Origin of the sequence: Micromonospora sp. CA-246542 (assembly GCF_050942905.1) — a bacterium.
GTDB lineage: Bacteria > Actinomycetota > Actinomycetes > Mycobacteriales > Micromonosporaceae > Micromonospora.
This window is the reverse complement of record NZ_CP192040.1, coordinates 2,898,285-2,918,561: the sequence shown is the minus strand read 5'-3', so window position 1 is coordinate 2,918,561 and position 20,277 is coordinate 2,898,285. Positions and strand designations below refer to the sequence as shown.

21 protein-coding genes are annotated in these 20,277 nt (G+C 73.5%); 13 read left to right on the top strand and 8 right to left on the bottom strand.

The window, feature by feature from the left end; all coding sequences use genetic code 11:
- Nucleotides 1–14: 14 nt before the first annotated feature.
- The 7 genes from ACQP0N_RS13630 (at nt 15) to ACQP0N_RS13600 (ending at nt 4,931) form a co-directional block, all read left to right on the top strand.
- Complete coding sequence (locus ACQP0N_RS13630; RefSeq protein WP_433120477.1) at nt 15–1,985, top strand: nitrate- and nitrite sensing domain-containing protein; 1,971 nt, start codon at nt 15–17, stop codon at nt 1,983–1,985.
- Entirely contained in the window at nt 1,982–2,431 is a 450-nt protein-coding gene (locus ACQP0N_RS13625; protein ID WP_433120475.1) for a roadblock/LC7 domain-containing protein, read from the top strand. Before ACQP0N_RS13630 ends, ACQP0N_RS13625 begins: the two co-directional genes overlap by 4 nt.
- Nucleotides 2,406–2,789, top strand: a complete 384-nt coding sequence (locus tag ACQP0N_RS13620) for a DUF742 domain-containing protein (RefSeq protein ID WP_433121615.1) — start codon at nt 2,406–2,408, stop codon at nt 2,787–2,789. The genes ACQP0N_RS13625 and ACQP0N_RS13620 overlap by 26 nt, the downstream gene beginning before the upstream one ends.
- A gap of 71 nt (nt 2,790–2,860) precedes the next feature.
- Nucleotides 2,861–3,238: a hypothetical protein gene (locus ACQP0N_RS13615; RefSeq protein ID WP_433120474.1), complete on the top strand. Its 378-nt coding sequence runs from the start codon at nt 2,861–2,863 to the stop codon at nt 3,236–3,238.
- 85 nt (nt 3,239–3,323) lie between these two features.
- Complete coding sequence (locus ACQP0N_RS13610) at nt 3,324–3,593, top strand: cellulose binding domain-containing protein (RefSeq protein ID WP_433120472.1); 270 nt, start codon at nt 3,324–3,326, stop codon at nt 3,591–3,593.
- Between the two features lie 51 nt (nt 3,594–3,644).
- Nucleotides 3,645–4,025 (top strand): YccF domain-containing protein, encoded by a 381-nt coding sequence (locus ACQP0N_RS13605; protein ID WP_433120470.1) that lies wholly within the window; start codon nt 3,645–3,647, stop codon nt 4,023–4,025.
- Nucleotides 4,026–4,133: 108 nt separating this feature from the next.
- Complete coding sequence (locus ACQP0N_RS13600) at nt 4,134–4,931, top strand: SAM-dependent methyltransferase (RefSeq protein WP_433120467.1); 798 nt, start codon at nt 4,134–4,136, stop codon at nt 4,929–4,931.
- A 32-nt stretch (nt 4,932–4,963) separates the two neighbouring features.
- Here ACQP0N_RS13600 and ACQP0N_RS13595 read toward each other — a convergent pair whose 3' ends face one another.
- A complete protein-coding gene (locus ACQP0N_RS13595) occupies nt 4,964–5,722 on the bottom strand; it encodes a cellulose binding domain-containing protein (RefSeq protein ID WP_433120465.1) in 759 nt (252 codons plus the stop codon).
- Nucleotides 5,723–6,075: 353 nt separating this feature from the next.
- On the opposite strand from ACQP0N_RS13595, the gene ACQP0N_RS13590 reads away from it, so the two are divergent.
- The gene (locus tag ACQP0N_RS13590; RefSeq protein WP_433120463.1) at nt 6,076–7,143 is read left to right on the top strand and encodes a hypothetical protein; all 1,068 of its coding nucleotides are present in this window, start codon (nt 6,076–6,078) and stop codon (nt 7,141–7,143) included.
- A gap of 94 nt (nt 7,144–7,237) precedes the next feature.
- Nucleotides 7,238–8,164, top strand: coding sequence for an acetamidase/formamidase family protein (locus tag ACQP0N_RS13585; RefSeq protein WP_396832746.1), 927 nt, complete (start codon nt 7,238–7,240; stop codon nt 8,162–8,164).
- Between the two features lie 24 nt (nt 8,165–8,188).
- On the opposite strand, the gene pdxY is transcribed toward ACQP0N_RS13585, so the two are convergent.
- The 4 genes from pdxY to ACQP0N_RS13565 all read right to left on the bottom strand — a co-directional run bounded on the left by pdxY (nt 8,189) and on the right by ACQP0N_RS13565 (nt 11,380).
- On the bottom strand, nt 8,189–9,040 hold the full coding sequence (gene pdxY, locus ACQP0N_RS13580; protein ID WP_396799663.1) for a pyridoxal kinase PdxY: 852 nt from the start codon (nt 9,038–9,040) through the stop codon (nt 8,189–8,191).
- Nucleotides 9,041–9,186: 146 nt separating this feature from the next.
- Nucleotides 9,187–9,972: a S1 family peptidase gene (locus ACQP0N_RS13575; protein WP_396832748.1), complete on the bottom strand. Its 786-nt coding sequence runs from the start codon at nt 9,970–9,972 to the stop codon at nt 9,187–9,189.
- A gap of 171 nt (nt 9,973–10,143) precedes the next feature.
- Nucleotides 10,144–10,287 (bottom strand): hypothetical protein, encoded by a 144-nt coding sequence (locus ACQP0N_RS13570; RefSeq protein ID WP_433120461.1) that lies wholly within the window; start codon nt 10,285–10,287, stop codon nt 10,144–10,146.
- Nucleotides 10,288–10,438: 151 nt separating this feature from the next.
- Complete coding sequence (locus tag ACQP0N_RS13565) at nt 10,439–11,380, bottom strand: hypothetical protein (RefSeq protein ID WP_433120459.1); 942 nt, start codon at nt 11,378–11,380, stop codon at nt 10,439–10,441.
- Nucleotides 11,381–11,658: 278 nt separating this feature from the next.
- Between ACQP0N_RS13565 and ACQP0N_RS13560 the strand changes: the two genes are divergently transcribed.
- Nucleotides 11,659–12,639, top strand: a complete 981-nt coding sequence (locus tag ACQP0N_RS13560; RefSeq protein WP_433120457.1) for an ATP-binding cassette domain-containing protein — start codon at nt 11,659–11,661, stop codon at nt 12,637–12,639.
- A complete protein-coding gene (locus tag ACQP0N_RS13555) occupies nt 12,636–13,463 on the top strand; it encodes an ABC transporter permease (RefSeq protein WP_355050095.1) in 828 nt (275 codons plus the stop codon). Before ACQP0N_RS13560 ends, ACQP0N_RS13555 begins: the two co-directional genes overlap by 4 nt.
- 2,099 nt (nt 13,464–15,562) lie before the next feature.
- Here the strand turns inward: ACQP0N_RS13555 and ACQP0N_RS13550 are convergent.
- Both ACQP0N_RS13550 and ACQP0N_RS13545 read right to left on the bottom strand, forming a co-directional pair.
- The gene (locus tag ACQP0N_RS13550) at nt 15,563–16,384 is read right to left on the bottom strand and encodes an AfsR/SARP family transcriptional regulator (RefSeq protein ID WP_433120455.1); all 822 of its coding nucleotides are present in this window, start codon (nt 16,382–16,384) and stop codon (nt 15,563–15,565) included.
- Nucleotides 16,381–16,638, bottom strand: a complete 258-nt coding sequence (locus ACQP0N_RS13545) for an AfsR/SARP family transcriptional regulator (protein ID WP_433120453.1) — start codon at nt 16,636–16,638, stop codon at nt 16,381–16,383. Before ACQP0N_RS13545 ends, ACQP0N_RS13550 begins: the two co-directional genes overlap by 4 nt.
- A gap of 151 nt (nt 16,639–16,789) precedes the next feature.
- Between ACQP0N_RS13545 and ACQP0N_RS13540 the strand changes: the two genes are divergently transcribed.
- Nucleotides 16,790–18,241, top strand: a complete 1,452-nt coding sequence (locus ACQP0N_RS13540; RefSeq protein ID WP_355050097.1) for an SDR family NAD(P)-dependent oxidoreductase — start codon at nt 16,790–16,792, stop codon at nt 18,239–18,241.
- Between the two features lie 17 nt (nt 18,242–18,258).
- A complete protein-coding gene (locus tag ACQP0N_RS13535) occupies nt 18,259–18,735 on the top strand; it encodes a heme-degrading domain-containing protein (protein ID WP_433120450.1) in 477 nt (158 codons plus the stop codon).
- 49 nt (nt 18,736–18,784) lie between these two features.
- Here ACQP0N_RS13535 and ACQP0N_RS13530 read toward each other — a convergent pair whose 3' ends face one another.
- Nucleotides 18,785–20,161 (bottom strand): FAD-dependent oxidoreductase, encoded by a 1,377-nt coding sequence (locus ACQP0N_RS13530; RefSeq protein ID WP_433120448.1) that lies wholly within the window; start codon nt 20,159–20,161, stop codon nt 18,785–18,787.
- Nucleotides 20,162–20,277: the final 116 nt, after the last annotated feature.

The following is a 20,277-nucleotide window of genomic DNA, read 5'->3' as shown; positions in this document are numbered from 1 at the left end:
GGACGGAGCGCCACGTGACGCGCGCACGGCGATCGGGGGTCCGGCTCGTCGCGACGGCGGCGGTGCTGCTCACGTTGTGGTCGTACGCGGCCTGGCTGACCGGCCAGGACGCCGCCGACCTGCTGCGGGTGCGGGCCCTGGCCGACACCCTGGGTCAGCCCATCGACCGGCTGGTCCTGAGCCTGCAGACCGAGCGTCGGGCGACCGCTGAGACGCTGGCCGGCGCCGCTCCCGCGCGGGCCACGCTGGCCGGGGCGCGGGCGGCGACCGACGGGGCGGCGGCGCAGGTCCGGGCGTTCGGGAACGGACACGACCTGCGCCTGCTCAGCGCGGGCGCGGTCCGCGACCGGGCCGAGACCCTGATCCGGAGGCTGAACGGACTGGGGGCGATCCGGTCCCGGGTGGACGACGGGCAGCTCGACCAGGCGGGCGCGGTCGACGGGTACGACCAGCTCGTCGACGCCGCCTTCGACGTGTACGGACCGGAGTGGGGCGCGCACGAGAGCAGGCTGGCGGTCGACACCCGCGCGGTGATCGCGCTGGCCCGTGCCCGTGAGCTGCTGGCCCGGGAGGACACCCTGGTCACGGCGGCCGTGCTGAGCGGGCGACTGAGCGTCGAGGAGCGCCGCCGGTTGGTCGAGCTGGTGGCCGTCCAGCGGTACTCCCGGGCCGAGGCGACGGCCGGCCTGCCGGGCGACGGCCACCGCACGTACCAGCGGCTCGTGGCGGGCCCCGAGTTCGCGGGCCTGCTCGCCGTGGAGGACGCGCTGCTGCGCACGGACCGGGCCGACGCGCTGCGTGGGGTCAGCGCGCAGGAGTGGCGCGCGGCGGCGGACCCCGCCCTCGGCGCGCTGCACGAGCTGGTGACGACGACCGCCCGCGCGAGCGTCGAACGGGCCACACCCGGCGCCGCGGTGATCGTGGGGCGGACCGGCCTGGTGGTGGGTCTCGGGCTGATCGCCGTACTCGCGGTGCTGCTGAGCTGGGCCAAAGCCGTACGCCGCGAGCCCGCGCACGACGCCCCGCCGGGCGCCGACCAGCGCCGGCACGAACCGCCGGACGTACCCGCCGACCGTCTGCCGCCCGTCGCCGAGAACGGCGGCGATCAGCGGGGCGGCGGGCCGGCGCGGGAACGTCACGCGGCCGACCTGTTCCTGGGGATCACCCGGCGCAACCAGGTCCTGCTGCGCGACCAGCTCGACCTGCTCGACGCGATGCAGCGGCGGGAACACGACGCCGCGGAGGCCGACGAGCTGTTCCAGCTCGACCATCTCACCACCCGCATCCGCCGCAACGTGGAAAAGGTGATCACCCTCGCCGGGGCGCGGCCCGCGCGCCGCTGGCGACGCCCGGTCCCCCTACTCGACGTGACGCGCGGCGCGGTCGCCGAGGTGCCGGAGTACCACCGGGTCCTGGTGGCGCCGCACTGGCCGTGGTCGCTCGCCGGCCCCGCCGTCACGGACGTCGTGCACCTGTTGGCCGAGCTGATCGAGAACGCCCTGACCTTCTCGACCACCGACACCACGGTCCGGGTCACCGGCGAGCACCGGCCGCACGGCTGCGCGATCGTGGTGGTCGACGACGGTCCCGGCCTCGACGCCACCGCGCTCGACGAGGCGAACCGCCTGCTCGCCAGCCCGCCGACCGACCCGCCGAGCGACGCCGGAGGGTTGTCCGCGGTCGCCCTGCTGGCCGCCCGGTGCGGTGCCCGGGTCGTCCTGCGGCCGAGCCGACGCGGCGGGACGGCTGCCATCGTGCACCTGCCGGCCGAGCTGGTCACCGTGACCGGCGGCCCGGACGCGACGTCGCCGGGGCCCGCGTACCGGCCGATGCCCGGCGCGGTGCCCGACGCCGGCCCGGCGGGCGGCGCCGACGGTCTGCCGATGCGGATCCGCCAATCCGGGCCGACCGTGCCCGGCTCCGGCAACGCCGGCCCCGAGACCGTCGAGCTGCCGATCACGAGAACAACGAGGAGACATCGATGACGCACGCAGTGGTCACCGAGGACAGCCTGACCGGCGCGCTGGACCGCCTGGTCGACCGGGTACGCGGTGCGGAGTTCGCCGTGGTGCTCTCCCCGGACGGGCTCCCGCTCGGCGGTTCCCGGCAGGTGCAGGCGAAGCTGGCCGAAGAGATCTCCGGGATCGTTGCCGGCCTGTTGGCGCTGGGACTGGCCGCCACCCGGACCTGCGACGCGGGCGCGCTGCGCCAGATCGTGGTGCAGATGTCGCGGGCGTTCCTCTTCGTCGCCACCATCTCGAACGGGACCATCCTCACCGTACGGATCTCGGGCGACGAGGTCGAGGTGGGCGACATGGCGTACGAGGTCGCGCTCTTCGTCGGGCAGGCCGAACGGCACCTGCCGATCCGCCTGGAGACCGCCGCCGCGGCGAGGAGCGGAGATTCTGGTGCCCAGCGCCGGCTCCGCTGACGAGGCGTGGTATGACGACGACGCCGGCCCGGTCGCCCGTCCGTACACCATGACCGGTGGGCGTACGACGCCCGAGCGCGGCCGGTTCGACCTGATTTCACTGGTCGTCGCGCGGCGGTCGGCGACGTCGCCCACGTCGCTCTTCCCCGAACAGGCGCGGATCGTCGAGCTGTGTCACCATCCAGTGTCGGTGGCTGAGGTCAGCGCCGAGCTGGATCTGCCCCTCGGCACCGTTCGGGTCCTCCTCGGTGACCTGCTGGGGGCGGGGTTGGTCGAGACGCACGAACCGCCGTCGCTGTCGGAGCTGCCGTCGCAGGAGCTGCTCGAGTCGATACTCGTCGGGCTGCGCGCCCTGTGACCGCTCGGGTGCCACCGCGACCCGGCGGTCGCGGGCGGGCGTCCGGCGACGAAGTGAAGGGGAGAGAGGCAGTGCCGGCAACACCGCCGCAGCCACGGCGTACTGTGGCGATCATCCTGCTGGACCGGATCGTGGCCGCTGCCGCAGCCGTACGGCGGGTGGTCACCGGCCAGGCCGACGTGTCGCGGGCCACCTGGGTCGCCGTATTCGCGGCGCTCGGGGTGGTGGTGGCGACGGTGGTCTCGATCGTCAGCGTGGTGCGTACCCCGGAGCAGCTCGCGCCGGTGACCCTGGACGCGCCCCCGTCGGTGGACCAGCTGGGCACGCCGGGCCCCGGTACGCCCCGGGGCAGGCACAGCCGGCCGCCACCAGCCCGACCACCGTGGGGTCGCCCTCGGCCAGCGCCGCGCGGCCACCCGTCGAGCCGCCGGCCGGCGCGCCGGCCGTGACCCCTCGTCGGCCTCCCCGACCCCGGCCGCCCTCGCCGCCGACTTCGTCATCGAGGACAACGCGCTGCTCAGCTACGGCGCGACCGTGACGATCAGCAATCCGGGGCCGGTGCCGGCGACGCGGTGGACGCTGACCATCACGCTGCCCCGGGAGTCGCTGCGGGTCAGCGCGGTCGAGGGCGCGCGGGCCACCCAGGACGGCGCGGTGTGGACGTTCGTGCCGGACGGCAGCGTGGGGCAGGTCCCGGGCAGCGGCTCGACGCGGGTGACCTTCCGGGTCAACGGCGCGGTGGTCGGCGCGACACCGACGGCGTGCACGATCGACGGGATCGCCTGCGGCGGCCTGTCGAACTGAAGCCCGGCAGGCGGGCCGGACCCGGTGGCGAGCATCGCTCATGCTCAAGGGGTGATTCGCTTCGTCCTGAACGTCCTGTGGCTCATCTTCGGCGGTGGCCTCGTGCTGGCGATCGGCTACGGCTTCGCCGCGCTGATCTGCTTCCTGCTGGTCGTCACCATCCCGTTCGGCGTCGCCGCGCTGCGCCTCGCCGTCTACTCGCTGTGGCCCTTCGGCCGCACGCTGGCGCCCAAACCGGGCGCGGGCGTCGGCTCCGGGCTGGCGAACGTGCTCTGGGTGGTGCTGGCCGGTTGGTGGCTGGCCCTGTCCCACGTCCTCGCTGGCATCGCGCTCTGCGTGACGATCATCGGGATCCCCTTCGGCATCGCCAACTTCAAGCTCGTCCCGGCCGCCTTCTGGCCGCTGGGCCGGGAGGTCGTCGAAGCGCCGTGACACGTCGACGGGTCGTCCGTCCCGGTCGCGGGCGACCCGGTCGGGGCCGGCGGCGTCGATAGTGGACAATCCGTTTCACCCCGACGGACCCCTCGATAGGAGCCTGGCATGGCCGGCCCGGATGCCGAACTCACCGCGACGCTTCAGCCCGACGTGCCGCACGCGGCGCGGATCTGGAACTACTGGATGGGCGGCAAGGACAACTTCCAGTCCGACCGGGCGGCCGGTGACGCGGTCGCCGAGGTCTACCCGGAGATCGTCCTGATGGCGCAGCAGTCCCGCCGCTTCCTGGTCCGGGCGGTCCGGTACCTGGCCGCCGAGGCGGGCATCCGGCAGTTCCTGGACATCGGCACCGGCCTGCCGACCATGCAGAACACCCACGCGGTCGCCCAGGGCGTCACGCCCGACGCGCGGATCGTGTACGTCGACAACGATCCGATGGTCCTCGTGCACGCCCGCGCGCTGCTGTCCAGCACGACTGTCCAGGGTGTCACGACGTACGTGCCGGCCGACTACCACGACCCGGAGGCCATCCTCGCCGAGGCGGCGCGGACGCTCGACTTCGACCAGCCGATCGCCGTCATGTTCATGGGCGTGCTGGGGTACGAGCCGGATCTGGAAGTGGTGCGCTCGATCGTCGATCGGACGATGGGCGCGACGGCGTCCGGCAGCCACCTGGTGCTCTGGGACGGCACCAACACCAGCCCGCAGGTGGTCTCCGGCGCGCAGCGGCTGGCCGAGAACGGCGGTGTCCCGTACATCCTGCGCAGCCCGGAGGATCTCGCCGGCTGCTTCGCCGGGTTGACGCTGGTCGAGCCTGGTCTCGTGCCGATCCCGCTGTGGCGTCCGGACGAGGCCGACGCCCGGGGGATCGACGCCTACGGCGCGGTGGCCCGCAAGCCCTGACGCGACGCCGACCCCCGGGTACGTCGCCCGGATCAGCGCGCGCAGGTCAGCGTCAGCCCGGCCGGCGGCGCGCTGGCCGTCGGCGCGCTGGCCGTCGCGAGCAGACCGAACGTCGTCGACCCGTCCGGCGCCAGCGTTCCGTTGTACGGTGCGTTGCGCACCACCACGTCAGCGCCGGCCGGGTCGACGACACCGCCCCACACCGCCTGGATCCGCTCGTCGCCGGCCCAGCGCCAGGAGACGCGCCACTGGTCCAACCGCTGCGTGCCGACGTTGCGGACCGTCACGGTGGCGACGAATCCGGTGCCCCAGCGGGAGTCGATGGTGGCGGTCGCCCGGCAGGACGTCAGCGCGGCGGTCCGGCCGCTCCCCCCGTAGTAGGGCTCCCACCTGCCCTCGGAGTCGCGGAACCCGAACCAGTACTCGGTGTCGGGGGTCAGCCGGTCGAAGGTGACGGTGCCGTCGCGCTCGGCGGAGACCAACTCGGCCACCGGGTTCCGCCACGCGTAGGCGTCCTCGCGGCTGGCGAAGAGTCCGACGGTGATCGGCGGCCGGTAGCCGCACGGCGGGCTGAGCGCGATGAAGTAGACGACGGTCAGGCTGGTGGTGGTGGCTGCGGACACCCGACCACCGATGGGCAGTGCCGGCGGGCAGACCGGGGTGGGTGTCGGCGCCGCCGTGACCGACGCCGTGGGTGTCGGCGCCGCCTGGGCGACGCCGGTGGTCGCGGCCCAGCCGGTCGTGGCGGTGGTCAGGGCGATGGTCGTGAGAGCCAGCAAGATGCGACGCATCCGTACCTCCGAGAAGCCGTCGCCGTCGCGGCCACGGATGGGCGGCCGACCGTACGGGTCCGGACCTGTGCGGCGGCCGCCCGACGGCGATCGGCATGCGGCCGCTGACGGGGACTGCCCGCGCGCGGGTGGTGGGGCCACCTCGCGCGTCCCCGACTCCGGAGCAGAGATCGACCACGCCGGCTCCCGAGCGCGGCCGAACCACAGCATTGCATTCGACGATTGTCGATACAAGCGGGGTGTCGCGAGCCCGTCGGACGCCCGCCGCCTTCCCGTCGCCGCGAGGACACGCGCCGGAACCCCGGATCGACGATCATCCATCATGGTCTGTCACTTCGACGCGGGAGCACACCATGCGCGACAGGAGCAACACCAACCGACGGGTGACGAGGGCACTGACGGCGGCGGCCACCGTGGTGGCGCTGACGCTCACCCCGCTCACGACGCCGTCACCCGCAACCGCCGCTCCCAGCCGGGCCGACCTGGCCCTGCGCTGGGCGCCCATCCACTACCAGGACGTCGACGCCACCGGCACCCACGCCCTGGGCGGCCGGAGTGACTACGTCACCGCCGTGGACTTCGACGGCGATCTGAACGGGCGCAACAACTGGGACCGCACCGGGGCGTCCGGCACGTCGCTCGCCGCGCACGTGTACTACTCCGTCGTGGAGACGAGCACGCACTGGTACATCACGTACCTGTTCTTCCACCCCCGGGACTGGACCGACCACCCGTTCTTCGAGACCGAGCACGAGAACGACGGCGAGGGCGTCCTCTTCGCGATCGAGCGGGACGGCTCCGCGTACGGCGTCCTGCGCGGCGCGGTCACCGTCGCGCACAGCGACTTCTACTCGTACACCCCGGCCGGCAGCACCTGGACCAGCGGCCGGGAGAGCGTCGACGGCACCCTGCAGTTCCAGTCCTCGCCGCACGACTCCTTCACCCACCCGGTCACCGCCCAGGAGGCGCAGGGCCACGGACTGAAGGCGTACCCGCAGTACGCCATCAACGGCGACGGCCTGGTCTACTACCCGTCCACGGTGGCCGAGACGCCGGAGAACGGCGACGACCGCGACGTCCGTTACCAGCTCGTCGACATCTTCGCCGCCGGCGGTCTGTGGGCGCAGCGGACGAACGCGAATCTCTTCGCCAGCCTGGGCACCTTCGCCGGGGACACCTCCGGCGACTGCGGCGTCGGCACCTGGAGCTGCTCGGCGAACTCCGCGAACGCCCCCTGGGGCTGGGACGACGGTAACGACGTACCCGCCCGTGGCGAGCTGGCCAGCGACCCGGCGAAGCTGTCGGTCGAGTACTTCACCGTCCCGGCCGGGTTGGCGCGCGGCTACAGCTACAACCCGTACGCCACTGCGGCTAAGGCACTGGCCGACGCGGCCCGCACGGCACCGCCGACCGTCGACTGACCCGATCCGCGCAGGTGCGCGGCCGACCCGTTCGGCCGCGCACCTGCGCCCACCGGCGGTCGCGCCACCCCGGATCGACACGTAGCCTGCGCAGATGCGACACACCCTCGCACCGGACGACAAGACCCTGCACGGGCACTTCTCCCCCGACCTCACGCCGGTGCTCACCATCGACTCCGGCGACACCGTCACCTACCGCACCCTGGACTGCTGGTGGTCCGCCGGCCCGTACCCCGGCGGCGCGAACCGGGACCGCCCCCGGGTCCCGCAGCGGCGGCCCGAGGACGGGCACGCGCTCGTCGGGCCGGTCGCGGTCCGCGGGGCTCGCGCCGGCCAGACCCTCGCGGTACGCATCGACGCGATCGTCCCGGGCACGTGGGGTACGACGGTGGCGGGCGGGTGGCCGAGCGCCTTCAACGAGCGCTACGACGTCGAGTCGACACAGGTGGTACACGCCTGGGAGCTGGACCCGGCAACGATGACCGGCCGCAACCAGCACGGTCACACGGTGGCGTTGCGCCCCTTCATGGGGGTGCTCGGCATGCCGCCGGCGGAACCGGGACGGCACTCCACCACCCCGCCGCGCGAGTGCGGCGGCAACCTGGACTGCAAGGACCTGACCGCCGGGACCACGCTGCTGCTGCCGATCACGGTCGACGGAGCGTTGTTCTCGGTCGGGGACGGGCACGCCGCTCAGGGCGACGGCGAGGTGGGCGGCACGGCGATCGAGTGCCCGATGGACGAGGTGACGCTGACCTTCGACGTCCGCGACGACTTCCCGGTCACCGGACCGGTGGCCCGCACCGCCGACGCCTGGCTGACGCTGGGCGTGGGAGCGTCCCTCGACGAGGCGACGCTCGGTGCCCTGGAGGCGATGATGACCCTGCTGCAACGGCTGCACGGTCTCAGCCGGCCGGACGCGGTGGCGCTGGCCAGCGTCGTCGTCGACGTACGGGTGACCCAGATCGTCAACCAGACCGTCGGCGCGCACGCGGTGCTGCGCGACGACGCGCTGCGCTGAGCCGACGCCGGCCCGGAACCGGCGTCAGCGCAGCCGGCGGGCCGTGAACCGGGCCGGCGGCTCGGCGATCGCGTCCTGCGCGGCGATGAGTTGGATCTCCCGGGTGCCCGCCGCGAGGGTCGCTTCGAGGACGGTGAAGACCGAGGAGACGGTGCGCTCCAGCGCGGTGGCCGGTGAGCCGGTGGTCGACAGGTGCGCCAGGTACAGCGCCGCGGTGACGTCTCCGCCGCCGTTCGGGTTGATCGGCAGCAGCGGGGTGGTGACCGCCCAGGCGCCCTCGTCGGAGACCGCCACGACCTCCAGCGAACCCGCCGGCACGTCGTCGTGCAGCACGCTCGTCACCAGGGCGTGCCTCGGCCCGGTGGCGCGGACGACGTCGACCGCCTCCAGCACCTGGGCGAGGGTGGTGGTCGTACGGCCGGCGAGGAAGTCCAACTCGAAGTGGTTCGGCGTGATGATGTCGGCGCGCGGCACGACGGTGTCGCGCAGGTACTCCGGGATGCCGGGCCGGACGAACATCCCCCGGCCGACGTCGCCCATCACCGGGTCGCAGCAGTACACGGCGGCCGGGTTGGCGGCCTTGACCTGGGCGACGGCGTCCAGGATCACGGCGCCCATCGCCGGGTCGCCCTGGTAACCGGACAGCACCGCGTCGGCGCTGCCGAGAACGCCCCGGTCGGCGATGCCCGCGATCACCTCGGCCACGTCGGCGGCCGCCAGCAACGGGCCGCGCCACGCGCCGTACCCGGTGTGGTTGGAGAAGTGGACGGTCAACACCGGCCACACCTCGTGCCCGAGACGTTGCAGGGGGAAGACGGCGGCCGAGTTGCCGACGTGGCCGTAGGCGACCGACGACTGGATGGACAGGATCTGCACGGACCCATCATGGCCGCCCCGTCCGCCCCGGCACGCGCGGGCCACCGATTCTGTCGGCTGGCCCACTGCGGTTCGCCCGGACGCCACACGGCACTCGGGGGCGGCCCGGACCGCCGAAATCCGGGCCGCCCCCTCGTGCCGCGCGGTCAGCCGCCGAGGCTCGCCGCGGCCGAGGCGATCGACGAGGCGAAGTAGCTCACCTGGGTGTAGACGCCCGGGTAGTTGGGTCGGGCGCAGCCGTTGCCCCAGCTGACGATGCCGACCTGGATCCAGGCGTTGGTGGCGTCGCGGCGGAACATCGGGCCACCCGAGTCGCCCTGGCAGGTGTCGGTGCCGCCGCTGGCGTAGCCGGCGCAGATCTCCTCGGCGGGGATGAGGTCGCCTCCATAGTTGGAGTTGCAGGTGGAGTCGCTGACGAACGGGACGGTGGCCTTGAGCAGGTACCGCTGCTGCGCGCCACCCTCGCGCGCCGCGCCCCAGCCGGCGACGGTGAAGGTGCCGCTGTCGTACGCGGTCGTGGTGGCGATCTTCAACGTGCTCAGCCCGGTGACGGGGGTGGCCAGGCGGATCAGCGCCCAGTCCTTACCGTTGCCGTTGTAGCCGGGCGCGCGGTAGACGTAGTTGGAGCGGACGGTGATCCGGCTGGACGACTGGAGGTCGACCACCCCGAGGGTCGCGGTGATGCTGGTGTTGGTGCCGGTCGCGCCCACGCAGTGTGCGGCGGTGAGCACCAGCCGGGAGCTGTAGAGGGCCCCGCCGCAGCCCATCGAGAGCCGCACCATGAACGGGAACTCGCCCTGGGCGGCGCGGGTGCCGCCGACCACGTTCGGCGTGACGGGGTTGTCGGCCGCGGCGGCGGGTGCCGCGAGGGTGAGGCTGGCCGCGGCCAGCGCGGCGGCCACCAGGCCGGTGAGGGTACGCCAGCGAACCATGCATTCCTCCGCTTCGGGACGGCACGCCTTGTGGGCGCACCTGATCGATAGCGGTAATCGTATTGATGGGAATGGATGTTGCGGGTCATCCCCTCTGGGTCGTACCCCGAGGTTATGGATTGCCAGGGCCTGTTTCATGAGGACTGGCCGGCCGCCCTCATGAAACAGGCCCTAGACGTCGCGGTCCCGCCGACGACGACGCCCACGGGCGGCGAGGATCGCGATGAGGCTGACCACCGCGGCGGCCAGTTGCAGCACCGCGCCGAGCAGGTCGACCAGGCTGGAGAGGGCGGTAGAGTCGGGGACAAGGTCCATCGCGGCCTCCGGGTTTCGACCCCCACCATCCGCGCCTTGCGGAGGGCTTCCCCCGGGCCCACGGACATCGACGGGCGCCACCGTCATTATGGCAGCGGCCGGCGAGCGCACCAACCCCGGATTCCGAGGCGGTGACCGGACGGCGGCCGGCTCACCGCGGAACGGACTCCTGCCCGGCCAGCACCACCAGGCCGTCGGCCGGAACGGACACGGACGCCGTCGCGCCGTCGGGCCAGACGAGGTAGCCCACCGGTGGCCCCGCCGATCCCCATCGCGCCCCGACGATCGTGGCCAGTCGCGCGTCGTCCGCCCCCGCGACACGTCGTACCCGGGTGCCCGGGGCATGCCCGTCGTCGGCCACGATGAGCAGCGCGTCGAGGATCTGTCCCACGCCGGCGGCCGGCAGTCCCGGTACGAACGGCTCGTCCACGGAGCCGAGGCGCGGCGTCATCATCGTGCGCAGCAGCGCGGCCTGGCGGACCGCCGCGTGGCGGAGCTGCCCGTCCACGCCAGCCTCGACGACGGCCAACGCCTCCTCGATCGCCGACCAGAGCCGCGTCGGCGTCTCGTCGAGCAGCCGGCGGGCCTCCCGGTCGACATCGGAGCAGGCGGTGTCGACCGCCGTGTCCTCGCCCAGCTCCGCGATCCAGGCGACGTCCCCCACCTCCGGGAGCAGTCCGGGCGACTCGGCCGCGACCACGAGGTACAGCATGGCAAGCAACTCCTGCCGACCTTCGCCGTGGTAGAGCGGACCGACGCCGGAGCCGGCCGGCCCACGGCTGGGCGGGAAACGTTCGACGAGGTGCGCGGCGCGGCCCTCCGGCAGCGTCGCCGCGCGGCGCGTGTCGGCCACCCGTTCGCCGAACGAGCGCCGTTCGCGGCGGTCGACGAGGGCCTGACGGTACGGGTCGGCGCTGGTCGGATAGATCGTCCGGCCGTAACTGGCGAGGGTTTCGCCGGGCTTCAGACCGGCCGAGTCGAGTTGCCGGGCGGCCACCGAGTAGTCGACGCCGGTGCGGGCCGCCTGCTCCCGGATGGCGCGCCTGCGGGCGCGGCCCGCGACGGGGGAACGGTGGGACGGGTGATCGGACATGACGCCTCCGGTGCAGCCCCACGCGCTCCACGGAGCGGGCGACGTGACCGGCACGCCGAGAATCGACACGACCGCGCGGAGTCGGCGACTCTTGGCCCCAGGTATGTGGTCGGGCGTGGGCCACCACATCGGGCGCGGGCAGGCGCTCTGCCGCCGCCAGCATATCGTGACGCCCGCGCCGACGGCCGCCCTCGCGTCGGCACGGTGTCAGCCCGCGTCGGCGGGGCTGTCAGCGGCGTGTCGGAGCCGTGTCAGGTGCGCCGCGCACGCTGGTCGGCATGACAACCGATCTGGTGATCGAGGCCGAGGGCCTCGTCAAGACCTTCGGCAAGACGAAGGCGCTACAGGGCGTGGACCTCGCCGTACCCCGGGGGACGGTGCTCGGGGTGCTCGGTCCCAACGGCGCCGGCAAGACCACGGCCGTCCGCATCCTCTCCACCCTGCTGACCCCGGACGCCGGGAGCGCCCGGATCGGCGGCTTCGACGTCGTCCGCGACGCCGGGCGGGTCCGGCAGCGGATCGGCCTCACCGGCCAGTACGCCTCGGTCGACGAGGACCTGACCGGGCGGCAGAACCTGGAACTGTTCGGCACGCTGCTGGACCTCGGTCGCGCCGGTGCCCGGCGGCGGGCCACCGAACTGCTCGAGTGGTTCGACCTGACCGACGCCGCGAACCGGCCCGCCAAGACGTACTCCGGGGGTATGCGGCGGCGGCTCGACCTGGCCGCGAGCCTCGTGGGCTCGCCGGACGTGATCTTCCTGGACGAGCCGACGACCGGGCTGGACCCGGCCAAGCGCGAGGACATGTGGGACGTGGTCCGGTCGTTGGTGACCAACGGCTCGACGGTGCTGCTCACCACGCAGTACCTGGAGGAGGCCGACGCGCTGGCCGACGCGATCACGGTGATCGACCACGGACGGGTCATCGCGCACGACACGCCCGACGGGCTCAAGCGGATCGTCGGCGGGCAGACCCTCGAGGTCCGGCCGACCGACCCGGGGCAGCTTCGCCGGACCGCGGCGATCCTGACCGACGTCGGCTCGGGCGGGCCGGCCGACGAGATCCGCAGGGGCGTCCTCGCCGTGCCGGTCGCCGACGACACGGCGCTGACCGAGAGCGTCGCGCGCCTGGCCTCCGCCGGCATCGCCGTCACCGAACTCTCCCTGCACCTGCCCAGCCTCGACGAGGTGTTCTTCACCCTCACCGGGCGTACGGCATCCGAGGACGACACCACTTCGCGTACGGAGGTAGCGGCATGAGCACCCAGTTGGACGCACCACCCACGACGGGTCCGGCGCTGTCGACGGCAGCGGTGAACCCGCGACCGTTCCGACTGGTGCGGCACTCGCTGGCGCTCGCCAAGCGCAGCCTCATCAAGACCTGGCGTACGCCCGAGGCGCTGATCGACGTCACGCTGCAACCGGTGCTGTTCCTGGTCATCTTCGTCTACATCTTCGGCGGGGCGGTCGCCGGCTCCACCCATGACTACCTGCAGTTCCTGCTGCCGGGCATCCTGGCGCAGACCATCGCGACCGGGGCGATCGCGATCGGCGTGAACCTCAACACCGACATCGCCAAGGGCATCTTCGACCGGTTCCGGTCGCTGCCGGTCCCCCGCTCCGCACCGCTTGTCGGCGCGGTCCTCGGCGACGTCGTCCGGTACGTGATCGTCACGGTCTCGACCCTCGCGATCGGCTACCTGATGGGCTTCCGGATCGACACCGACCCGTTCCGGGCGATCGCCGGCTGCGTGCTCGCGGTGCTGTTCGCGCTCTGCCTGAGCTGGCTGCCGGTCTGGGTGTCGATGAAGGTGCGTACCCCGGGCGCCGTGCAGGGCCTGATGTTCGCCCTGATCATGCCGCTGAGCTTCGGGTCGAACGTGTTCGTCGGCACCGACACCCTGCCCGGCTGGATGCAGGCCTTCGTCAAGGTCAACCCGATGACCCACCTGGTGGCCTCGGTCCGCGGACTGTTCCTCGGCACCCCGCTCGACGCGCACGTGTGGTGGACCCTCGCCTGGTGCGCCGGCTTCGTGGCGGTGTTCATGCCGATGGCGTTGCGCGCCTACCGCAAGAAGGTCTAGCTAGAGCAGGTCGTCCATCAGTTCGCGGATGCGGGCGACCGCGACGGCGACCGGACGCTCGCGCCAGGCGGCCAGCAACTGCTCACGCCGACTCTCGTCCCCGAGAGCGGCGATGAGCTGTTCGCCCTGCCCGGCGGGGAGGAACATCTCCATGTGCGTGCCGATCCGCCGGGCGATCGCGAACAGTTCACGAGCGGTGTCGATATCACCCCGACCGGCGGCGAGTTCCGCCCCGCCCGACGCCCACGCGCCGATCACCGGCAGGTCCCGCGACGTCAGCGCGTCGTCGCGGGCGGCGGACAGCAGCGACGCGGCGCGGGCGTCGGCCGCACCGCCGGTGTCCCGCCGCGCGTGGGCCACCCGCAGGTAGAGCACCGCAGCCGCGGTCCGCACCATCACCCGCGGCTGCGGCGGCGGTCCGGTCCAGGCCACGAGAGTACGGGTCACGTCCTCGGCGCGGGCGAGCGCCTCGTCGTACCGCTCGCGCTGCCAGGCGACCTGAGCCAGGCCGAGCAGCGCCTGCGCGACGTCCACCTGCTCGGCCTGACCCGAGCCGGCCATCTCCCCGAGGCGCCGCTCCGCCTCCTCGTCACCGGTCAGGGCGAGGTGGACGTCGAGGCGCACCCGCACCGACCGCGCGTCCTGCTGGGCCCCGATCATCTCCATGTGCCGGACGCTGCGCGTCAGCCACTCGGCCGAGCGTTCCTCCCGTCCCGGAAGCAGGAACTGCCCCACGGCGCCCGCCGCCATCGCCATGCCCCAGTGGTCACCGGCGACCTCGAACCGGTGGTACGCCTGCTCGGCGTCCTCGATCGACGACTCCGGCAGGCCGCCGTTCTCGCGTACCGCCGCACGCGCGAACAGCCCGAGCCCCTGCACGTACGGGTCCGGGTGGGCGATCAGTTCGCCCGCGCTCTTGAGACTCTCCTGGACGTCGGACGTGTCGAAGCCGGGCAACGCCGACGCGAGCGCGGTCAGCCTCGGTGACACCTCGGCGGGCCGTTCGCTCAGGAGGGTGCGCAGCGCCCGCCGGGCGAGCACGGCCGGCCGCAGGTCGGCGCTGATGCCGGCGTTCACGCCGATCAGCAGGCAGGTCCAGGCGAGCCGGTCGCCGTCCGGCAGCGGTCGACCGCTGGCCCGGCCGCCCAGGATCGCCGATCGCCGCCGCCGACGCGGCTCGTCGACGTGCAGCAGCGAACGCGCCCAGGCGAGGACCTCCAGGTGCAGGCCGCGCACCGTCCAGAGGTGCAGCAGCGCGGTGGCGACGTCGACGGCGGCGGGCTCGTCGTCGTGGCTCAGCGCCCAGCGCAGGCCGGCCAGCAGGTTGTCCTGCTCGGTCGCGCAGCGGTCGAGCGCCACGACCTGCTCGGGACCGACAAGGCGGGCGGCCAGCGCCACGGCCTCGTGCCGGGCCCACCCGGTGAGGCCGGCCATCGCCACGTCCCGGTCGCCGGACGCGCCGAGCCGGGCCTCGCCGTACTCACGGACGGTCTCCAACATCCGGTAGCGCGGTGGCCCGTCGGCCTCGACCAGGGTCAGCAGGGACTGTTCGACGAGCGTGGCGAGGCCACGACGGACGTCCGGCGTCCCGGCGACCGCGGCGGCGAGGTCGGCGGTGAACGGCGCGGGGATGACCGCGACCCGTTCCAGCAGCGCCCGGTCGTCGGGGGCGAGCAGTTCGCGGCTCCAGTCGACCATCGCCCACAGGCTGGCGTGGCGTTCCGGCAGCCCGCGCAGCGCGTCGTCGAGCAGGGCGAACCGGTCGGCCAACCCGGCGAGCACGTCGTCGATCGGCATGTGCCGCAGCCGCGCGGCGGCCAGTTCGAGGGCCAACGGCAGGTTGTCCAGCCGGTTGCACAGCTCGAGAGCCCGGGCGGCGTCCCAGGTCGGCACCGCGCCACCGGCCCGTGCCCGGGATTCGAGCAGCCCGAGCGCGTCGGAGTCCGGAAGGGCGGTCAGTCGGTGGACCCACTCGCCGGCCAGGCCCAGCGGGGCGCGGCTGGTCGCGAGCACCGCCACCTCCGGGGAGGCCACCGCGAGCAGATCGGCGACCACGGTGGCGACCGCGTCGAGGACGTGCTCGCAGTTGTCCAGCACGATCAGGCCGTCGAGGTCCGGCGCCACGGCACGCATACGCTCCTCGGGGCTGAGCACCCGGCGTTCGAGGCCCAGGTTGCCGCCGGTGGACGAGGTGTCGGCGCCGCCGAGCGCCGCGAGCACGGTGGGCAGCACCTCGTCGGGCGAGCGCAGGCCGGCCAGCTCGACCACCCGTACCCCTGCCCGGCCGCCGCCGCGCGCCGGGTGACCTCGGCGGCGAGGCGGGTCTTGCCCGCGCCGCCGGTCGCCACGATCGTCACGAGGGCCGACTCGTCGAGCGCCGTCTCCAGGGCCTCGACGTCCCGCTCGCGGCCCAGCAGGGCGGTCATCGGCCGGCGCCAGGCGGCGGGCAGGACGACGCGTGCCGGCGGACGGGGTGGCGCCAGGACGGCCGGCTGGTTGAGTTCGCCGCGCAGGAGGGCCAGGTGGACCTGTGTGATCACCGGGGACGGATCGGTCCCGTAGCGGTCCGCCAACTCGTCGCGGAGACGCTCGACCACCTCCAGCGCCTCCGCCTCCCGCCCCTGCACGGCGAGCACCCGCACGAGCAGGGCGGCCGACGGCTCGTCCGGGGGCGTCCGCGCGGCCAGCCGGCGCAGGTCGACCTCGTCGTACGGGCCCGCGCCGGCGAGCGCGGCCTCGGCGCGCAGCGCGGCGACGTCGGCGAACAGGCGCGCGTCGTCCGCGCCGGCGATCTCCGGCACCTCGGGGAACAGGGCACGGGCCCGGTCGGCCGCGTCGCGGGCCGCGCGCGCGTCGCCGGCCCGCAGCGCGACCCGACCGCCCTCGACGAGCGCCCGTGCCTCGACCGCGTCGACGGTCACCTCCTCGGCCGGCAGGCGGTAACCCCCGGCACGGCCACCACGGGCAGCCCGAGACGGCGGACGCGGGACACGAGCGCCTGCACGGCACCGGTCGCGTCGTCCGGCGGGGCGCCATCCCAGACCGCGTCCACGAGCAGGCTGGTGGAGACCGCCCGACCGCGCGCGTCGACGAGCGCGCGGAGCACCGCGGCCAACCGCTCGCCCCGGACCGGCCGGCCGTCGACGGCGAGGGGACCGAGGATGGTGATCTGCACGGGACCAGCATCCCTCACGCGCACCACAGAGCCGTGCAGGGTGCCCGACGGCGTGGGGTGCGGCCGGGACGCCGCGGTGCGTACAGTTTCGGGTCGGACTTGGGGTGGGCCGGCGAAATCCGGCACAGGAAACGGGACGAGACAACGACGCATGACGGTGGACAACATTCCCGACAACGCTCAGGGCGGCATCGACCGGAACCGGCTGGAGACCTGCCTGAGCGTCTTCGAGGCGTTGGAGGCCCTTCCTCCCGACCACCCCGACGTGGTGCGGGTGCAGCGGGCCACCGCGAGGCTCTACAAGGTGATCAAGCAGCGGCGACGTGAGGAGCGACGCGACGCCATCCTGGCGGCCGACCGTGCGGTGACGGAGGCCACGGCCACCGGCGCCCCGGGTCGGATCGACGACGAGACCCAGGGCATCCCCCTCGCCTCCCCCACCAGCGGCACGACGGCGGGGCTCCTGCACAACCCGCGCGGCTGCTACATCTGCAAGCAGCGCTACCGCGAGGTGGACGCCTTCTACCACCAGCTCTGCCCGTCCTGCGCCGCGCTGAACCGGGAGCGCCGGGACGCCCGTACCGACCTGACCGGCCGGCGCGCGCTGCTCACCGGCGGGCGCGCGAAGATCGGCATGTACATCGCGCTGCGGCTGCTGCGCGACGGTGCGCACACGACGGTGACGACCCGGTTCCCGCACGACGCGGTCCGCCGGTTCGCCGCGATGCCCGACAGCGCGGACTGGCTGCACCGCCTGCGGATCGTCGGCATCGACCTGCGCGACCCGGCGCAGGTGATCGCCCTTGCCGACTCGGTCAGCAGCCAGGGCCCCCTCGACATCCTGATCAACAACGCGGCGCAGACGGTCCGCCGCTCGCCCGGGGCGTACGCCCAGCTCGTCGCCGCGGAGGCCGCGGCCCTGCCGGACGGGCCCCTGCCGGAGCTGATCACGTTCACCAAGGCGGCCGGCGCGGGTGGCGCGCTCACCGCCGGCTCGGAGTCGCCGGCCCTCACCCCGCACGCGCTCACCGCGCTGGCGTTGACCAGCGGGTCGGCCTCGCCGGAGCGGATCGCGGCGTCCACCGCCATCGACGCCGGCGGTCTCGTGCCGGATCTCGACCCGGTCAACAGCTGGGTGCAGCGGGTGCAGGAGGTCGACCCGGTCGAGCTGCTGGAAGTGCAGTTGTGCAACGTGACCGCACCGTTCGTGCTGGTCAGCCGGCTACGTCCGGCGATGGCCGCCGCGCCGGCCCGCCGCAAGTACGTGGTGAACGTCTCGGCGATGGAGGGTCAGTTCGGTCGCGGCTACAAGGGTCCGGGGCACCCGCACACCAACATGGCCAAGGCCGCGTTGAACATGCTGACCCGCACCAGCGCCCAGGAGATGCTGACCGACGGCATCCTGATGACCAGCGTCGACACGGGTTGGATCACCGACGAGCGGCCGCACCCGACGAAGATGCGCCTGGCCGACGAGGGGTTCCACGCCCCGCTGGACCTGGTCGACGGCGCGGCCCGGGTGTACGACCCGATCGTCCGCGGCGAGCAGGGCGAGGACCTGTACGGCTGCTTCCTGAAGGACTACGCGCCGTGCGCCTGGTGAACGACGAGGAGAAACCCATGACATCCGACCACGATTCCTGGCCGACCCTGGACGAGCTGCTCCGCGAGGAGGCGGAGCTGGAACGTACCGGCCTGTCCGAGACGGACGCGTACGAGCTGGCCATGCGCGCGGTGGCCGCCGCGAGCGAGCGGGCGCTGCCGGTCGCGGTGGGCGTGTGGCGGGCCGGGCGTCAGCTGTTCCACTGTGGCCTGCCCGGCTCCACCCAGGACAACGACGCCTGGCTGCGCCGCAAGGGCCGGGTGGTGATGCGGTTCGAGCACTCGTCGCTCTACGTGGCCCGGCTCTGCCAGGACAAGAACGTGACGCTGACCGAGCGTTACGGGCTGCCGGCCTCCCGGTACGCCGCCGCCGGGGGCGCGCTGCCACTGCGGGTGCGCGGCACCGGCGTGGTGGGCTGGATGGGCGTCTCCGGGCTTCCGCAGTTGGACGACCACCGCTTCGTCGTCGACATCCTGCGGTCGGCCGCGCGGTAGCGGCGAACCCGCCGCCCGTCAGACGCCGGACGGGCGGCGGGGTTGTCCGTCAGCGCGCCCGACGGTTGGCGCGCACGGCGCCCAGGATCACGCCGAGTTTGGCCAGCGACAGCGGGTGCTCACGCATGGAGACGACCTCGTTGAAGCGGCGCGCGATCGCCACGTCCGTCACGGTCGCCGTGAGGATCTGCCGGCTCGCCCAGCTCGTGACCCGGTAGCCGCGCGGGTAGGGGCCGTCGACGTGCGGCAGCGCCAGGTCGGCGGAGGTCGACGTCGACCACGCGGCGTCGACCACGACCTTCTGCAGGTCGAGGAAGTGGCGGGCCGGCACGCTCAGGTCCGGGCCGGGGCGTAGGTACGCCGACAGGCAGGCCGCGTGCAGGGCCGCGGCCGTCATCCCCTGCCCGTACACCGGGTTGAACGACGCGACGGCGTCGCCCACGCTGACGAGCCGGGCCGGGAAGCGCCGCAACGCGTGGAAGTCCCGACGCCGGCTGTCGGCGTGGTGGTAGGTCTGCACGTCACCGATCATCTCCTGGTCGGCGACCTCGCCGAACTCGGGCGGGAACTGCTCGCGCAGCCGTCGGACGAAGTCCTGCGCGGTGCGCCCCGGCCGGTCGTCGCCGTAGCCGGCCATCATGGCCATCCACCGACCGTCCTCGATGGCGAAGAAGGCGGCGCCGGCGACGTCCGTCATGGTCCCTGGGGTGTGCAGGGCCATGACGACGCGCGTCTGAGGGGTCTGCTCCGGGCGTCGGAACAGCGCGGTGGCGTAGTTGAGGTGCACCGGCATCCGGCGGGTGGCGGGCCGCTCCCAACCGGCCTGTTCCAGCCAGTCGGAGAGTCGGCTGGACCGGCCCATGGCGTCGACAACCAGGTCGCCGCCCTCGACGCCGGCCACCCCGTTGACCTCGCAGCGCACACCGGTGACCGCGTCGCCCTCGATCACGAGCCCGGTGGCGCGGGCGGTGACGGTCTTGACGTTGGGGAGTCGGAGCACCTGCTGGCGGATCAGCCCTTCCAGCAGCGGCCGACTGCCGGCGAGGCTGTCGTCGTCGTCGGGTACGACCACCTTGCGTCGACCGTCGAGGTAGCTGCGTCGGGTGGCGGGTGGCGCCTCGACCGCGCCGTGGGCCAGCGCCTGCTGGCGGAACCCGGGAAACAACTGCTCCAGTTGCAGAAGACCGCCGGGCAGCAGCGCGTGCAGTTGGGTGCCCTGGGGCACGCCGGGCCGGGCGCCGCTGACCTGCGGGTCGTCCCGGTCGATGAGGATCACGCTCTCGGCGTGGTCGGACAGGACCCGGGCGGCCAGCAGGCCGGCGACGCTGCCGCCGACCACCACCGCCTTGCCCAGGACCGGAGTTGGCTGCTCGGGAGGTCGCACGGCGTTCAACGCGGCGAAGACCCGAACCGGGGAGAGGGACATGGTGCTCTCCAAAGGAGTACGAGGCAGGGCACCCTCCCCCGGGTCTGCCGCACGGACAGACCGGCGGCGCCGGCCGTTCGACAGGATGCCTGACGATCGTTGCACAGGCGGTGACG

Coding starts and splice junctions, on each gene's coding strand:
- ACQP0N_RS13625 (WP_433120475.1), top strand. CDS start 1,982: ATGACGCACGCAGTGGTCACCGAGGACAGCCTGACCGGCGCGCTGGAC.
- ACQP0N_RS13600 (WP_433120467.1), top strand. CDS start 4,134: ATGGCCGGCCCGGATGCCGAACTCACCGCGACGCTTCAGCCCGACGTG.
- ACQP0N_RS13595 (WP_433120465.1), bottom strand. CDS start 5,722: ATGCGTCGCATCTTGCTGGCTCTCACGACCATCGCCCTGACCACCGCC.
- ACQP0N_RS13590 (WP_433120463.1), top strand. CDS start 6,076: ATGCGCGACAGGAGCAACACCAACCGACGGGTGACGAGGGCACTGACG.
- ACQP0N_RS13585 (WP_396832746.1), top strand. CDS start 7,238: ATGCGACACACCCTCGCACCGGACGACAAGACCCTGCACGGGCACTTC.
- ACQP0N_RS13575 (WP_396832748.1), bottom strand. CDS start 9,972: ATGGTTCGCTGGCGTACCCTCACCGGCCTGGTGGCCGCCGCGCTGGCC.
- ACQP0N_RS13570 (WP_433120461.1), bottom strand. CDS start 10,287: ATGGACCTTGTCCCCGACTCTACCGCCCTCTCCAGCCTGGTCGACCTG.
- ACQP0N_RS13565 (WP_433120459.1), bottom strand. CDS start 11,380: ATGTCCGATCACCCGTCCCACCGTTCCCCCGTCGCGGGCCGCGCCCGC.
- ACQP0N_RS13560 (WP_433120457.1), top strand. CDS start 11,659: ATGACAACCGATCTGGTGATCGAGGCCGAGGGCCTCGTCAAGACCTTC.
- ACQP0N_RS13555 (WP_355050095.1), top strand. CDS start 12,636: ATGAGCACCCAGTTGGACGCACCACCCACGACGGGTCCGGCGCTGTCG.
- ACQP0N_RS13540 (WP_355050097.1), top strand. CDS start 16,790: ATGACGGTGGACAACATTCCCGACAACGCTCAGGGCGGCATCGACCGG.
- ACQP0N_RS13535 (WP_433120450.1), top strand. CDS start 18,259: ATGACATCCGACCACGATTCCTGGCCGACCCTGGACGAGCTGCTCCGC.
- ACQP0N_RS13530 (WP_433120448.1), bottom strand. CDS start 20,161: ATGTCCCTCTCCCCGGTTCGGGTCTTCGCCGCGTTGAACGCCGTGCGA.